General features: G+C 69.4%; 13 protein-coding genes and 1 pseudogene. 8 read left to right on the top strand and 6 right to left on the bottom strand.

Annotated elements, in window-relative coordinates:
- Nucleotides 1-120 (top strand): annotated as a pseudogene (locus tag DID98_RS09400) (hydrolase); the annotation flags it as partial.
- 122 nt (nt 121-242) lie between these two features.
- On the opposite strand, the gene DID98_RS09395 reads toward DID98_RS09400, so the two are convergent.
- The gene (locus DID98_RS09395) at nt 243-470 is read right to left on the bottom strand and encodes a hypothetical protein (RefSeq protein WP_124524181.1); all 228 of its coding nucleotides are present in this window, start codon (nt 468-470) and stop codon (nt 243-245) included.
- A gap of 321 nt (nt 471-791) precedes the next feature.
- On the opposite strand from DID98_RS09395, the gene DID98_RS09390 reads away from it, so the two are divergent.
- Nucleotides 792-1,514: a haloacid dehalogenase type II gene (locus DID98_RS09390; protein ID WP_124524180.1), complete on the top strand. Its 723-nt coding sequence runs from the start codon at nt 792-794 to the stop codon at nt 1,512-1,514.
- A 47-nt stretch (nt 1,515-1,561) separates the two neighbouring features.
- A complete protein-coding gene (locus DID98_RS09385; RefSeq protein WP_124521111.1) occupies nt 1,562-2,470 on the top strand; it encodes a hypothetical protein in 909 nt (302 codons plus the stop codon).
- Between the two features lie 145 nt (nt 2,471-2,615).
- Here DID98_RS09385 and DID98_RS09380 read toward each other — a convergent pair whose 3' ends face one another.
- Nucleotides 2,616-3,575, bottom strand: a complete 960-nt coding sequence (locus tag DID98_RS09380; RefSeq protein WP_124521113.1) for a LysR family transcriptional regulator — start codon at nt 3,573-3,575, stop codon at nt 2,616-2,618.
- A 156-nt stretch (nt 3,576-3,731) separates the two neighbouring features.
- Here DID98_RS09380 and DID98_RS09375 point away from each other — a divergent pair, with 156 nt between their 5' ends.
- The 3 genes from DID98_RS09375 (at nt 3,732) to mmsB (ending at nt 7,607) form a co-directional block, all read left to right on the top strand.
- Nucleotides 3,732-5,051 (top strand): MFS transporter, encoded by a 1,320-nt coding sequence (locus DID98_RS09375; protein WP_124524179.1) that lies wholly within the window; start codon nt 3,732-3,734, stop codon nt 5,049-5,051.
- 122 nt (nt 5,052-5,173) lie between these two features.
- Complete coding sequence (locus DID98_RS09370; RefSeq protein WP_124524178.1) at nt 5,174-6,700, top strand: CoA-acylating methylmalonate-semialdehyde dehydrogenase; 1,527 nt, start codon at nt 5,174-5,176, stop codon at nt 6,698-6,700.
- A 16-nt stretch (nt 6,701-6,716) separates the two neighbouring features.
- On the top strand, nt 6,717-7,607 hold the full coding sequence (gene mmsB, locus DID98_RS09365) for a 3-hydroxyisobutyrate dehydrogenase (RefSeq protein WP_124524177.1): 891 nt from the start codon (nt 6,717-6,719) through the stop codon (nt 7,605-7,607).
- A gap of 106 nt (nt 7,608-7,713) precedes the next feature.
- Here the strand turns inward: mmsB and DID98_RS09360 are convergent, their stop codons facing one another.
- The 4 genes from DID98_RS09360 to DID98_RS09345 form a co-directional block, all read right to left on the bottom strand.
- Nucleotides 7,714-8,046 (bottom strand): hypothetical protein, encoded by a 333-nt coding sequence (locus tag DID98_RS09360; RefSeq protein ID WP_044843897.1) that lies wholly within the window; start codon nt 8,044-8,046, stop codon nt 7,714-7,716.
- Between the two features lie 242 nt (nt 8,047-8,288).
- On the bottom strand, nt 8,289-10,757 hold the full coding sequence (locus DID98_RS09355; RefSeq protein ID WP_124524176.1) for a cytochrome c: 2,469 nt from the start codon (nt 10,755-10,757) through the stop codon (nt 8,289-8,291).
- Nucleotides 10,747-11,253: a (2Fe-2S)-binding protein gene (locus DID98_RS09350; protein WP_044843895.1), complete on the bottom strand. Its 507-nt coding sequence runs from the start codon at nt 11,251-11,253 to the stop codon at nt 10,747-10,749. The genes DID98_RS09355 and DID98_RS09350 overlap by 11 nt, the downstream gene beginning before the upstream one ends.
- Before the next feature lie 183 nt (nt 11,254-11,436).
- A complete protein-coding gene (locus tag DID98_RS09345; RefSeq protein ID WP_124524175.1) occupies nt 11,437-12,600 on the bottom strand; it encodes an FAD-dependent monooxygenase in 1,164 nt (387 codons plus the stop codon).
- Nucleotides 12,601-12,898: 298 nt separating this feature from the next.
- On the opposite strand from DID98_RS09345, the gene DID98_RS09340 reads away from it, so the two are divergent.
- Nucleotides 12,899-13,651, top strand: a complete 753-nt coding sequence (locus DID98_RS09340; protein WP_044843893.1) for an Asp/Glu racemase — start codon at nt 12,899-12,901, stop codon at nt 13,649-13,651.
- A 26-nt stretch (nt 13,652-13,677) separates the two neighbouring features.
- Nucleotides 13,678-14,508, top strand: coding sequence for an alpha/beta fold hydrolase (locus DID98_RS09335; protein WP_124524174.1), 831 nt, complete (start codon nt 13,678-13,680; stop codon nt 14,506-14,508).
- Nucleotides 14,509-14,519: the final 11 nt, after the last annotated feature.

Raw genomic sequence — 14,519 nt, 5'->3', positions numbered from 1 at the left:
CAGCTGTTCTGCGAACTGCAGCGCGACTGGGCGCGCAGCGCAACCGTTCCTGCATTCATCAACCTGTTCATCGAAACCGGCGGCACCGCGGGCATCCAGTTCTCGTACGACAAGAGCTGATTGCCGCACGTCCGCAAGCGCCGCGCTTGCGGCGCGAACCCGGCCCGCGTCGCAGCCGCCGGCGCGCGTTGCGCCACATGAACTACCCCGCCCGGGCCGGCCCGGGCGGGCACCCGCGATACCTAAACCACGTGGTAGCTTGCCGGCGGATACGCCGCCTCCAGCGCGGCCCTGAGATCCGCGTCGGACGCCGTGGCCGACGTGAAGACGGCCGTCGTGGTGCTCGCGGTGTAGGCCAGCGTCACGGCCCACGTCGGATGGTCCTCGTTGAGGTTGTCGCGCGTGGCTTGCGCGCCGAACGCGCTCGGGCCGCTGTCCGAATTGAACCCGTAGACTGAAATGGTCGGCATGGCATGTCCTTGTCGGTTGGTTGGGGAACGCCGCCGGCACGCACCAGCGACCTGCCCAGCGTAGGCGCCGCGCACGCGGGCCGGAATGTGCCGATGGTCATGGCCGAAGGCCCGTGACGGGCGGTGCGATACCGGTTTTCCCGGCTCCGCCTCGCCCTCATGCCCCCTCATGCACCCTCGATGCCGCACCGCGCGCCGCCATCGCCGCGACGCCGCCAGCCGTCTTCGCGGATACGTGATTCAATGTCATTCGAACCGGCGTCGCACGCTGCCGCCACGGCGCGCGTCGCGTCCCCCTCGACCGACCTTCACGAAAATCCCATGACGAACCCTGCCGACATCAAGGCGCTCGTTTTCGACGTGTTCGGAACGATCGTCGACTGGAGAAACGGCGTCGCGCGCGAAGCCGCCACGTTCCTGGCGCGCCACGCGCCGGATCGCGATCCGTTCGAATTCGCCGATACGTGGCGCCGCGAATATGCGCCGTCGATGGAGGAAATCCGCAGCGGGCGCAGGCGCTACGTGCGGCTCGACGTGCTGCACCGCGAGAACCTGGTGCGCACGCTCGACCGCTATGGTATCGACGGCGTGCCCGACTCGGAGATCGACGCGCTCAACCTCGCGTGGCACCGGCTCGATCCGTGGCCCGACTCCGTCTCGGCGCTGCAGCGGCTGAAGCGGCGCTACGTGATCGCGCCGCTGTCGAACGGCAATATCCGGCTGATGGTCGACGTCGCGAAGCACGGCGGCCTGCCGTGGGACGCGATTCTCGGCGCCGAAGTCGCGCACGCGTACAAGCCGTCGCCGAAGGTCTATACCGAAGCGGTCGAGATTCTCGGTCTCGAGCCGGCCGAGCTGTGCCTGGTTGCCGCGCACAATGGCGATCTGGCCGCCGCGCGGCGACTCGGGCTCGCCACCGCGTTCGTGCTGCGGCCGACCGAACACGGGCCGAACCAGACGACCGACCTGAAAGCCGATGACGCGTGGGACTTCGACGTCAAGGACCTGAACGAACTCGCGGATCGGCTCGGTTGTCCGGGTTGAGTGCCGGCTGCTAGACTCCGCACTCCGACCACATTCAGCCCCGGCCTATGTCGTCATCCCTGCGTCTGGTAGCAGGCAAGCTCACCGCGATGCGCTTTCTGGAGCGTCCCGATCGGGAGGACGCTGCGCGCCATCAGATGCCGCCCGTCGATCCCGAAGCCCGGAAGAAATCGCTCGGCTACCGGTTCACGCACTACGTGGTGCCGATTGCCGCGGCGCTCACCGGCAACGGTGCCGCCGCCAATGCGCTGGTGGTTCAGCAAGCCGACGAAGACCTCGCCCTGGCCAGCTTGAACGCCGCGGCCGACAAGGTCGAGCATCCGGCGACATGGTCGTATGCGAATATCCGCGGCAGCAAGACCTTTGCATCGGAAAACGCCTACGTCACCGTCGGGAAAAACGGCAGGATCCTGTTCGCGAAGCTCCCGGTCGAAATCGAAATCGGCGGTGACACGTACCGCGGCTTCCTCGGCGGACAGTGCTTCGACGTCGGCGACGACGTCGTTGCCGTGGTCGATCGCCGAGGCCGCCTGCTTGCGCTGTCGTCTCCGGACCGCCGCCACATGGTCATGGATCACACGTGCGGCGACACCGGGTTGGCCGGGCTGACGCATACGCTCTGGCTTGCGTGGAAATGGATGTTCATCGGCATGACCTGTTTCCTGATCCCGCTCATGCTGCTGGGCATCTGGACCAGCGACAGCGGATTTTCCGATCCGACGCTCGTCGTTCTCACGCTGCTCGGCGGACCGTTCGCATTGGGCGTCATGCTGGCACTGCTCATCGGCGTGCGCCTTGCATGGGCGGACTGGCTGCCCGCGTGGCGCGTGTCGCGCATCCTCACTGCATTGGGCCGACCGGACCTGTGCACGCGCGATTTCGGCGATGCGCTCGACGACGCCGAACGCACCGGGCGATTACGCGACACGGACGTCGGGCGAATCTATTACGCCTAGGCACGCCCAGGCGGCCGGCTGCCTGGCGGCGGCCCCTTCGCCGCGCTCGCGTGACGCCGCCGCGGGTGTGCCGCAACGCGGTGCACCTGGAACCGCGTGAACCCCGACCCGCCCGCTGCGCAAATCACCGCCGCCTCCAGCCCCGCTATTCCGGATCCCCGACGAACCGGAGCCGCTCCGACTCCCCCATCAACAACGCCCGGTTCGCGTCCGCCGCCGCGCGCAGGTAATCCCACAGCGCCGTCACGCGCCGCAGCTTGCGCAGGTCCTCGCGACACGTCAGCCAGAAGCACCGCGTGACCACCACGTCGTCCGGCAGCACCGGCACCAGCGCCGGCTGCGTGGCCGCCATGAAGCACGGCAGGATCGCGAGCGCGCCGCCCTGCAGCGCCGCGAACACCTGCGCGATCACGCTCGTCGTGCGTAGCCCGGCCGTCGCGCCGGGCACCGCGCGCTCCAGGTACAGCAGTTCGCTGCTGAACGCGAGATCGTCGACGTAACTGATGAACGCATGCCGCGCGAGATCGTCGGTGCAGGCGATCGGCGGATGACTCGCCAGATAGTCGCGCGTCGCATAGAGCCGCAACTGGTAGTCGCACAGCTTCGTGACCACGTAAGGCCCGCGTTCGGGCCGCTCGAGCGTGATCGCGAGATCGGCCTCGCGCTTCGGCAGGTTGACGAAATGCGGGACCGGCAGCAGGTCGACCGTCACATGCGGGTGCGCGACGCGAAACCGCGCGAGCTGCGGCGCGAGGAAAAAGCAGCCGAACCCTTCGGTCGACCCGATCCGCACGTGGCCCGACAGCGCCTCGCCGGTGTTCGCGACCTGGTCGCACGCGGACTGCACGGTCGTCTCCATCGCGTCCGCATACGCGACGAGCCGCTGCCCCTCGGCGGTCAGCGTGAAGCCGCCCGAGCGCGACTTGTCGAACAAAAGCGTACCCATCGCGGCCTCGAGTGCGCGAATGCGCCGCGCGACGGTCGTGTAGTCGACCCCGAGCCGCTTCGCGGCCCCGCTCGCGCGCTGCGTGCGGGCGACTTCGAGGAAGAAGCGCAGGTCGTCCCAGTTCAGGTTGCCGGAAACCGGCTCGGTGGCGTGTCGCATCGGCGGGAAAAAAAGCAGGTGTCTCGGGGCCGGGTGCCGATATGCATAAATGCACATCCAACCGGCTTTCTTGTCGGTACATCATGGATCCGCGCATAACTATACTCGACCGTGACCTGCGGACCATGAGCCGCGGGCAATAAATACGGAGACACCATGCAGACGCGATCCACCCTCGATGAGCATGCAGCCATCGCGACGCCGGCGCCCGCCCGCACCGCGCGGCACTACCTGCTGGCCGGCTGGGCCAGCATGGCCGGCACCACGATCGAGTGGTACGACTTCTTCCTCTACGGCACGGCCGCCGCGCTCGTGTTCAACCGCATCTTCTTCCCGTCGCTGGACCCCGTCGTCGGCACGCTCGCCGCGTTCGGCACGTTCGCGGTCGGCTTCATCGGCCGGCCGATGGGCGGCATCGTGTTCGGCCACTTCGGCGACCGCATCGGCCGCAAGTCGATGCTGATGATCACGCTGCTGCTGATGGGCGTGCCGAGCATGATCATCGGGCTGATCCCGTCGTACGACCGCATCGGCTACTGGGCCGCCGCGCTGCTGATCGCGATGCGCTTCCTTCAGGGGATGGCGGTCGGCGGCGAATGGGGCGGCGCGGTGCTGATGGCCGTCGAGCACGCGCCGAAGGGCCGCAAGGGGCTGTTCGGCAGCCTGCCGCAGACGGGCGTCGGGCTCGGGCTGATCCTGTCGTCGGTCGCGATGGCCGCGGTGGCCGCGCTGCCGGAAGCCGACATGCTGTCGTGGGGCTGGCGCGTGCCGTTCCTCGCGAGCATCGCGCTGGTCGGCCTCGGCTGGTTCATCCGCGCGAAGGTGCCCGAGTCGCCGGACTTCGAGAAGATGCAGCGCCAGGGCAAGGCCGAGAAGTCGCCGGTGACGGCCGCGCTGCGCCGCCATCCGCGCGAGGTGCTGACGATCGTCGGCGCACGCGCCGCGGAAAACACCTGGTTCTACATGGTCGTCACGTTCGCGCTCGCGTATGCGACGCAGCAGCTGCATCTGCCGAAGGCCGAGATGCTGCACGCGATCACGGCCGGCGCGGCGTTGTCGCTCGTCACGATGCCGCTGTGCGGGCATCTCAGCGACCGCATCGGCCAGCGCCGGATGTTCGCGATCGGCCTCGTGCTGATGTGCCTGTTCGCGGCGCCGTTCTTCCTGATGCTCGGCACGCAGCAGACGTCGACCGCATGGTGGGCGATCGTGCTCGGCCTCGGCATCGTGTTCCCGATCCTGTATGCGCCGGAGTCGCTGCTGTTCGCGCAGCAGTTCCCGGCGGAAATCCGCTACAGCGGCATCTCGCTGTCGGTGCAGCTCGCCGGCGTGATCGGCGGCGGCTTCGCGCCGATGATCGCGACGTCGCTGCTCAAGGCCGGCGGCGGCCAGCCGCACTACGTGATCGCGTACCTCGTCGGCTTCGGCGTGTTCGCGCTCGCGTGTACTGCGTCGATGCGTCCGGCGCGTGCGTAAGCATCGGCCCGCAGCGATCCGCATCGCCCCGATTTCAGTTCGACCTGCCGTCCGCCGTGGCCGCACGCGCGACGGACGCAGCCCACGTGTTTTCTTCGCATCACCGTTTCCCGGAGAGTTCCATGAACGCCGCAGTTCCCCAGACCACCCTCGCCCTGCCCACCGCCAAGCTGCTGATCGACGGCGCGTTCGTCGAATCGCAAAGCGCCGAATGGGGCGACATCGTCAACCCCGCGACGCAGGAAGTGATCGGCCGCGTGCCGTACGCGACGCTCGACGAGGTCGATGCCGCGATCGCGTCCGCGCAACGCGCGTTCCAGACCTGGAAGACGACGCCGATCGGCGCGCGGCTGCGCATCATGCTGAAGTTCCAGGACCTGGTGCGCCGCAATCTCGAACGGATCGCGCACACGCTGACGGCCGAGCAGGGCAAGACGCTGCCCGACGCACAGGGCGACATCTTCCGCGGCCTCGAAGTGGTCGAGCATGCGTGCTCGATCGGCACGCTGCAGCAAGGCGAATTCGCGGAGAACGTCGCGGGCGGCGTCGACACCTACACGCTGCGCCAGCCGATCGGCGTGTGCGCGGGCATCACGCCGTTCAACTTCCCCGGCATGATCCCGCTGTGGATGTTCCCGATGGCGATCGTGTGCGGCAACACGTTCGTGCTGAAACCGTCCGAACAGGATCCGCTGTCGACGATGCAGCTCGTCGAACTCGCGATCGAGGCCGGCGTGCCGCAGGGCGTGCTGAACGTCGTGCACGGCGGCAAGACCGCGGTCGACCGTCTGTGCACGCACCCGGACATCAAGGCGATCTCGTTCGTCGGCTCGACGCGCGTCGGCACGCACGTGTACAACCTCGGCAGCCAGCACGGCAAGCGCGTGCAGTCGATGATGGGCGCGAAGAACCACGCGGTCGTGCTGCCCGATGCGCACCGCGAGCAGTCGATCAACGCGCTGGTCGGCGCAGGCTTCGGCGCGGCCGGCCAGCGCTGCATGGCGACGTCGGTCGTCGTGCTGGTCGGCCAGGCGCGCGACTGGCTGCCCGAGCTGGTCGAGAAGGCGAAGGCGCTGAAGGTCAACGCCGGCGCCGAAGCCGGCACGGACGTCGGTCCGGTCGTGTCGAAGGCGGCGAAGGCCCGCATCCTGTCGCTGATCGACGCGGGCGTGAAGGCAGGCGCGACGCTGCTGCTCGACGGCCGCGACGTGAAGGTGCCCGGCTACGAGCAGGGCAACTTCGTCGGCCCGACGATCTTCTCGAACGTGACGACCGACATGTCGATCTATCAGGAAGAAATCTTCGGGCCGGTGGTGGTCGTGCTCGAAGCCGACACGCTCGACGACGCGATCGCGCTGGTCAACCGCAACCCGATGGGCAACGGCGTCGGCCTGTTCACGCAGAGCGGCGCGGCCGCGCGCAAGTTCCAGAGCGAGATCGACATCGGCCAGGTCGGCATCAACATCCCGATCCCGGTGCCGGTCCCCTACTTCAGCTTCACCGGCTCGCGCGGCTCGAAGCTCGGCGATCTCGGCCCGTACGGCAAGCAGGTCGTGCAGTTCTACACGCAGACGAAGACGGTCACCGCGCGCTGGTTCGACGACGACGCGACGGCCGGCGGCGTGAACACGACGATCGCGCTGCGCTGATCAAGGAAGCCTGCACATGGAAATCGCATTCATCGGACTCGGCAACATGGGCGGCCCGATGGCCGCCAACCTGCTCAAGGCCGGCCACGCGCTGACGGTGTTCGACCTCGACGCGAACGCGGTCGACGCGGCGGTGCGCGCGGGCGCGACGGCGGCCGCGTCGCCGCGTGACGCGGCCGCCCGCGCGTCGCTGGTGATCACGATGCTGCCGGCCGCGCAGCACGTGCGCGCGGTCTACCTCGGCGACGACGGCGTGCTGGCCGGCGCGCGTGCCGGCGCGACGTTGGTCGACTGCAGCACGATCGATCCGGGCACCGTGCGCGCGGTGGCCGACGCCGCCGCGCAGCGCGACTTCCCGTTCGCCGACGCGCCGGTGTCGGGCGGCACCGGCGGCGCGCAGGCCGGCACGCTGACCTTCATGGTCGGCGCGCAAGGCGCGCTGTTCGAGCGCATCCGCCCGGTACTGCTCGACATGGGGAAGAACGTCGTGCATTGCGGCGGCACGGGCACCGGGCAGATCGCGAAGATCTGCAACAACCTGCTGCTCGGCATCTCGATGATGGGCGTGGCCGAAGCGATGGCGCTCGGCGCCGCGCTCGGCATCGATCCGGCCGTGCTGGCCGGCATCATCAACACGTCGACCGGCCGCTGCTGGAGTTCGGACACCTACAACCCGTATCCGGGCGTGAACGACGCGGCACCCGCCGCGCGCGGCTACTCGGGCGGTTTCGCCGCGAACCTGATGCTGAAGGATCTCGGGCTCGCGACCGAAGCCGCGCGCAGCGCACGGCAGCCGGTGTGGATGGGCGCGCTCGCGCAGCAGCTCTATCAGTCGATGAGCCAGCACGGGCTCGGCACGCTCGACTTCTCCGCGTGCGTGAAGCTGTACGAGGCGCAGCCCGCGTAACGCGGCCGGCGGACGTGCGACGGCCCGCGCTGCCCGTCAACGGCATCGCGGGTCGGTTCACATCCGGAGCAGTGCGGAGGTTACGGCCGCGCGGGCGGCGCGGCGCTTATCCGCGCGGGTTCGACGCGGTCTCGAAGGTCGGATGGCACTCGAACGCGAGTTCGGAGCGCGCGTCGACGCGGCGGCCGCCGGTCACCGACTCCTGCTTCAGGCTCGCGCGCATGCCGCGCTGCGTGCAGTAGTTGGTCGCTTCGTCGACAGCTTTCGCATGGGCGTCGGCCCACGTCGTCGACACGCCGAGCGTGCGCGTCGTCACGGTGAAGACGTTCGGATTCGATGTCGTGGTCACGTCGGAAGCGGTCGAACATGCGGCGAGCAAGCATGCAACGGCCGCGATGGTCAACCCTCGCAGGGATCGAAAAGATAGAGCAATGGACATGGGGGGGCAAGCGCGCGTCGATTCGACGGCATTGAGCAACATAGGCGACAGTATGCCTGCCCGATCGCCGGAGATCATGCCCTTTTCAGTGAACACATTGTTTCGAATGGTTAAACGATGGGGTGCTGCCGGCAAGATTTGCGGCCCTCGTCACGCCCGTCGTTGCGCAGCGTGTCGCTTTTCCCGGCTTCCCGGCCGACGCACGGTTTCTGCCCGGCGACCGCCATCGGCCGGCGCGCCGGTCAGTGCGCACGCGCCTGCCGGATTCTCGCCGAAGCCTCCTCCAGGCTTCGCCACGCCGGTTGGCCGGGCGCATAGCGCGCGCGGATGTATGCGGCGAGCTCGGCCATCTGCCGGTCGTCGAACGCGTCGCGGAAGCCGGGCATGTAGCCGAGCCCGTCGGTGGCCGGATGGTCGATCCCGTCGTGCAGCACGCGCAGCAGGTTGTCGGGCGCCGCCTGGCTGACGCTCGTGTTGAGCCCCATCAGCGGACGCACGCCGAAATGCCCGACCCCGCCCGTCTCCGCGTGACAGACCGCGCACGCGGCATCGAACGCGCGCCGGCCGCTCTCGAGGCCGAGCGTCGCGACCGCTTCCGCACCGCGTGCATGGCGGGTCGCCGCGTCGACGGCCACCGCGGCATCGACGGGCGGCGACAGCGACGCCAGGTAATGCGCGATCGCCCGGACGTCCGATTCGGGCAGCGCCGCGAGCCCCGCGACGACCGGCGCCATCGGCCCGGCCGCGACGCCGTGCTGCGCGGAGAAGCCCGTGCGCAGGTAGTCGAACAGCGCGCCTTCGGTCCACGGCACCGGCGACGCCGGCGACGCGACGAGCGGCGGCGCGACCCATCCCTCGGCCTCGCCGCCGGCCAGATATGCGCGGCCGCCCCGTTCCGCGCCGAGCGCGTTGCGCGGCGTATGGCACGCGCCGCAGTGCCCGGCGCCGTCGACCAGATACTTGCCGCGATTCCACGACGCGGAGCGCGCCGGATCCGGCACGAACGGCCGCGCGTCGTGAAACAGCCAGTTCCATCCGGCGACGAGGCGCCGCTGGTCGAGCGGGAACGGCAGCTTCGTCTTCGGCGGCGCATGCTTCACCGGCGGCTGCGACATCAGGTATGCATACAGCGCGAGCAGGTCGGGCTCGCTCAGCTTCGCGAACGCGGTGTACGGAAACGCCGGATACAGATGCGAGCCGTCGCGCCCGATGCCTTCGCGCATCGCGCGCGCGAACGCCGGATACGACCATGCGCCGATGCCGGTTTCCGGATCGGGCGTGATGTTGGTCGTGTAGATCGTGCCGAACGGCGTGTCGAGCGCGAGACCGCCCGCATTGGCCGCGCCGCCCGGCGCGGTATGGCAGACCGCGCAATCGCCGGCGAGCGCGATCAGGCGGCCGCGTTCGAGCGTCGCCGCGCTCCACATCGCGCCGTCCGCGCCGCCGGGTGCGACCGGCGCAATCGGGGCGACCGGCGCCGGGCCCGGCAGGATCGCGCAGGCCAGCCCGATCAGCCCGCCGACGACCCCGCCCGCGCCGCCACCGGCCAGCCAGCGGCGCCAGCGCGATGACGATAACGATGACGCGCGGCGCGGCGCGCCGGAACTGCGCTCGCCGACATCGGCCGGCTCAGGGCGGGCCAGCGCGTCGCGAATGCGTGCGGCGTCGAACGGCGGCGCGCGAAAACGCACGCCCGTCGCGTCATGCAGCGCGTTCGCGATCGCGGCCGCCGCCGGCGCCACCGCCTGTTCGATCCGTTGCGCGTCGTATGCCGACAGCGACCGGGCGCGACCGACTCCCGGCTCTGCGTCGTCGAACGCGACGAGTTCATGCGCGATCGCATCCGGCGCGACATCGCCGCCGGTCTCGTCATGCGCCGGCCGTGCGGACAGCCGCGCGCCCATCACGCGCGAAATCGCCGCCTCGATCTGCCACGCGGGCAAGCCCGCCATCGACGCCTGACCGGGCTCGCCCGCGCCCTGCCCGGCGACGACGCGGCGCACCGCGACGTCGCCCGTCGCGCGATCGACGTCGAGATCGACCACCCAGGCGGACCAGTGCGGATCGTCGTCGCGGCCCGCGTCCGCGTGCGGGTTTTCGCCTGCGGACGGCGCCTCGAGCGCGCCCGCACCATCGAATGCAAAGCCGCGCCCACTGAGGCGGTCCTGCGCCGCTGTATGGGCACGGCCCGTGGCCGGTTCGCCCCACGCCGCGCGTTCGCTGACCATCCGGATGATCTCGCGCGGCCCGGCATCGCGCGACGCATCGAGATGCTGCAGGCGCAATGCGACCGGATCGCGCCGCAGCGCACCGGCCAGTTCGTCGACGAACGACTCGCGCGCGAATGCGTGCGCGTGGCCGGGAATCGCGTGGTGGACGTCGGCCATCTCGATCGACGTCTGCGCATGTCGATAGACGAACGGCGACGACCGAGCCGATGCCCCGCCCCGCGCCGCCGCGCGCCGCGCATCCGGTGTCGTGCCGGCCTTCGCGCGATAGCGCCACGTCGTCATCCGCCCATCGGCGGCGGTCCGCGTTTCGAGCTCGAACGACGCGTGCGCACGCGCATCGCCGATCGGCCATTCGTAGTGTGCGCGGTGCATGCGCGCCGCGTCGTCCGCACGCCGCGCCGAACCGACCGCCGCTTCATCGCGCCGCACATCGCTCGCATCGGCTTCGGGCTGCGCGGGCACGCTCAGGTCATGCTTCATCGCCGTCGTCCCGCAGATAGCGCGCGGCCCGATGCACCGCGCGGATGATCTCCAGATGCGTGCCGCAGCGACAAAGATTGAAGCGCAGCGCGTCGCGGATCGCCGCATCGTCCGGTGACGGATTACGGTCGAGCAGCGCCTTCGTGCTCATGATCATTCCGTTCAGGCAATAGCCGCACTGCGCGGCCTGCTCGTCGATGAACGCGCGCTGGATCGGATGCGGCGCGTCGCGCGAGCCGAGCCCTTCGAGCGTCGTCACGTCGCGCCCGTGCGCGGCGGCGGCCGGCACGACGCACGCGCGCGTCGCCTGAGCGTCGACCAGCACCGTACACGCGCCGCACTGTCCGAATCCGCAGCCGTACTTCGGGCCGTTGAGCGCGCAGTCGTTGCGCAGGACCAGCAGCAGCGGCGCGTCGGGCGCGGCAGCGTCGAACGTGTGCGGCGTGCCGTTCACGCGAAACGCGAGCGGCCGCGACGGGGAAGCGGGATGGGACATGAAGGGATCCGGAATGCGGGGCGCGGGCCGGCAGGCCGTGTTGGGGCCGGCAGCGGGCACGGCCGCCGGCTCGCGACGGGCCGGCGTCGCGCGCAGCGCTCACGTATAACACGCCGAAATGCGTACCGCCGCATCGATCACCGATACGGCGGCGCGGCATCCGGCGCGGACACCGCATGCGCGTCAGGCGACGGCCGCCACGTTGCCGCGCGACGGCGACGGCGACACCAGCGGCACGTCGAACACGTCGTAGCCGAACACCCACGACGGATCCTCGTTGGTGCGCAGCCACGTGTTGTTGTGCGACACGAGCTGCACCTTCGACGCGCGTGCCGCGCGGTTCGCCTCGTACAGCGCGAACGCACCCGCGTAATCGCCGATGCCGACTTCGTCGAGGCAGCGCGCGAGCATCGCCGCATCCTCGATCGCCATCGCCGCGCCCTGCGCCATGTGCGGCTTCATCGGATGGCATGCGTCGCCGAGCAGCACGAGACGGCCGCGGCTCCACAACGGCAGCGGGTCGCGCTCGAGCAGCGGCCACTTCGTGATCGACGGCGACACGTCGATCAGATGCTGGATGTCGGCGTGGAAGCCGGCGAACGCCTCGCGCATTTCATCGCGGCTGCTGTCGACCATCGACACGCCTTCCGGCCACTCGGCCTGCGGCACGCCGGTCACGTAGTAGTACTCGTCGCGCTTCTCGGTCACGTAGTAGACCATCATGTGGCGATCCTCCGACCACCATTTCACGCACATGTCGTACGGCTTGTTGCCGAGCAGCGAGGCCGGGAACACCGCGCGATGCGCGACGTAGCCCGTATAGCGCGGCGGCTCCGCGCCGAGCAGGTGCTCGCGGATCCGCGAGTTCACGCCGTCCGCGCCGATCACGATGTCGGCCGTCTCGGCGCTGCCGTCGGCAAACGTCAGCCGCACCGCGTCACCCGTGTCCTCCACCGACGCGAGCCGCTTGCCGAAGCGGATCGTGCCGGGCGTCACCGCCTGCGTCATCAGCGCGTGGAAATCGCCGCGATGCACGGTCAGGTAGCTCGCGCCGTAGGTCCTGCGCGCGTAGTCGCCGAGCGGAATCCGCGACAGCACGTCGGCCGTCTGCCAGTCGCGGCTGTACCAGCAATCCGGATGCGAACCCATCGTCTCCAGCGCGTCCTCGCAGCCGATGCGCCGCATGATCTTCATCACGTTCGGGCCGAGATGGATGCCCGCGCCGAGGCGCGAGAACGCCGGCGCCTGCTCGTACAGCGCGACGTCGTAGCCGCCGCGCTGCAGCAGCGCCGCGGCGGCCGTGCCGCCGAGACCGGCGCCGATGATTGCGATACGGGGTTTGCTCATGCGGATCTCCTGATCGTGAGCCCGGCGCCGGACGCGGCACGAGAACGGGCGGATTGAATGACGTTTATATAGCGTACACACTCAATTTATTCAAGACAAGGGGATTATTTCCGGTGGCCACCCCATCCGGGAAAACACCAATAAAACCTCATATACATCCGAAAATAAACGATCCACGCCTGAAAGGAATCATTTTGACCCATTGTCATTTTCAAATGTACACACTAGACTTTCCCCGAAACCAGGCGATCCCGCGCCAGCGTGCCGCCCCACCCTTACCGACACGGAGCCTCCCGTCATGAGCAAGACCTACCGCATCGGCCAGATCGTGCCGAGTTCCAACACGACGATGGAAACCGAGATTCCCGCGATGCTGCGGTTGCGCGAGGCGATCCGGCCCGAGCGCTTCACGTATCACTCGAGCCGGATGCGGATGAAGAAGGTCGTCAAGGAAGAACTCGCGGCGATGGACGCCGAGTCCGACCGCTGCGCGGTGGAACTGAGCGATGCGCGCGTCGACGTGCTCGGCTACGCGTGCCTCGTCGCGATCATGGCGATGGGCCACGGCTATCACCGCGTGTCGCAGGCCCGCCTCACGAAGCACACGGCCGACAACGGCGCGCAGGCGCCGGTGCTGACGAGCGCGGGCGCGCTCGTCGATGCGCTGAAGGTGATCGGCGCGAAGCGCATCGTGGTGGTCGCGCCGTACATGCTGCCGCTGACCGAGCTCGTGGTCGACTACATCCGCAACGAAGGCTACGACGTGATCGCGTATCGCGCGCTCGAGATCCCCGACAACCTCGACGTCGGCCGCCACGACCCGGCGCGCCTGCCCGACATCGTGAAGACGCTGCCGTACCAGGACGCCGATGCGATCGTGCTGTCCGCGTGCGTGCAGATGCCGTCGCTGCCGGCCGTCGCGAAGGTCGAGGCGATGACGGGCAAGCCCGTGATCACGGCCGCGATCGCGACGACCTACGCGATGCTGCGCGAACTCGATCTCGAACCGATCGTGCCCGGCGCCGGCGCGCTGCTGTCCGGCGCGTATTGAGCGCCCCGCTACTTCGGAGCATCGCCATGTCCTCGACTTTCCTGTACGGCGCGAACGTCCGCGCCAACGGCATCCGCCAGCACTACCTGCGCTACGGCGGCGCCACGGGCGCGCGCGCGTCGCGCCCCGCGATCGTGCTGATTCCCGGCATCACGAGCCCCGCGATCACCTGGGGCTTCGTCGGCGAGGTGTTCGGCGCGGCATTCGACACCTATGTGCTCGACGTGCGCGGCCGCGGGCTGTCCGACGCGTCGCCGTCGCTCGACTACGGCCTCGATGCGCAAGCCGATGACATCGCGGCGTTCGTCGCCGCGCTCGGCCTGCCGCGCACGAGCCTGGTCGGCCATTCGATGGGCGCGCGGATCGCCGCGCGCGCGGCGCGGCGCGGCGTCCGTGGGCTCGAATCGGTCGTGCTCGTCGATCCGCCGGTGTCGGGCCCGAACCGGCGCGACTATCCGGGCAAGCTGCCGTGGTACATCGACTCGATGGCGCTCGCGCGCGCCGGCACCGATGCCGAAGGGATGCGCGCGTTCTGCCCGACCTGGACCGATGCCGAGCTGCAACTGCGCGCCGAGTGGCTGCATACCTGCGACGAGCGCGCGGTGCGCACGTCGTACGAAGGCTTCCACACCGACGACTTCCACGCGGATGCCGCGCAACTGGCCGTGCCGTCGCTGCTGATCACGGCCGAGCGCGGCGACGTGGTGCGCGACGACGACGTCGCCGAACTGCAGCGTGCGACGCCGTCGATGCGGCACGTGCGCGTGCCCGATGCCGGCCACATGATCCCGTGGGACAACGCGGCGGGCTTCTACGCGGCGTTCGGCAGCTTCCTCGGCGCGCCGCTCGCGGCCTGATTTCGCCTCCC

The sequence above is a fragment of the Burkholderia sp. Bp8984 genome (genome assembly GCF_003853755.1).
GTDB lineage: Bacteria > Pseudomonadota > Gammaproteobacteria > Burkholderiales > Burkholderiaceae > Burkholderia.
This window is presented reverse-complemented; position numbering and strand designations above follow the sequence as displayed.

Coding starts and splice junctions, on each gene's coding strand:
- DID98_RS09375 (WP_124524179.1), top strand. CDS start 3,732: ATGCAGACGCGATCCACCCTCGATGAGCATGCAGCCATCGCGACGCCG.
- DID98_RS09360 (WP_044843897.1), bottom strand. CDS start 8,046: ATGTCCATTGCTCTATCTTTTCGATCCCTGCGAGGGTTGACCATCGCG.
- DID98_RS09340 (WP_044843893.1), top strand. CDS start 12,899: ATGAGCAAGACCTACCGCATCGGCCAGATCGTGCCGAGTTCCAACACG.
- DID98_RS09390 (WP_124524180.1), top strand. CDS start 792: ATGACGAACCCTGCCGACATCAAGGCGCTCGTTTTCGACGTGTTCGGA.
- DID98_RS09335 (WP_124524174.1), top strand. CDS start 13,678: ATGTCCTCGACTTTCCTGTACGGCGCGAACGTCCGCGCCAACGGCATC.
- DID98_RS09395 (WP_124524181.1), bottom strand. CDS start 470: ATGCCGACCATTTCAGTCTACGGGTTCAATTCGGACAGCGGCCCGAGC.
- DID98_RS09385 (WP_124521111.1), top strand. CDS start 1,562: ATGTCGTCATCCCTGCGTCTGGTAGCAGGCAAGCTCACCGCGATGCGC.
- DID98_RS09370 (WP_124524178.1), top strand. CDS start 5,174: ATGAACGCCGCAGTTCCCCAGACCACCCTCGCCCTGCCCACCGCCAAG.
- mmsB (WP_124524177.1), top strand. CDS start 6,717: ATGGAAATCGCATTCATCGGACTCGGCAACATGGGCGGCCCGATGGCC.
- DID98_RS09345 (WP_124524175.1), bottom strand. CDS start 12,600: ATGAGCAAACCCCGTATCGCAATCATCGGCGCCGGTCTCGGCGGCACG.
- DID98_RS09380 (WP_124521113.1), bottom strand. CDS start 3,575: ATGCGACACGCCACCGAGCCGGTTTCCGGCAACCTGAACTGGGACGAC.
- DID98_RS09350 (WP_044843895.1), bottom strand. CDS start 11,253: ATGTCCCATCCCGCTTCCCCGTCGCGGCCGCTCGCGTTTCGCGTGAAC.
- DID98_RS09355 (WP_124524176.1), bottom strand. CDS start 10,757: ATGAAGCATGACCTGAGCGTGCCCGCGCAGCCCGAAGCCGATGCGAGC.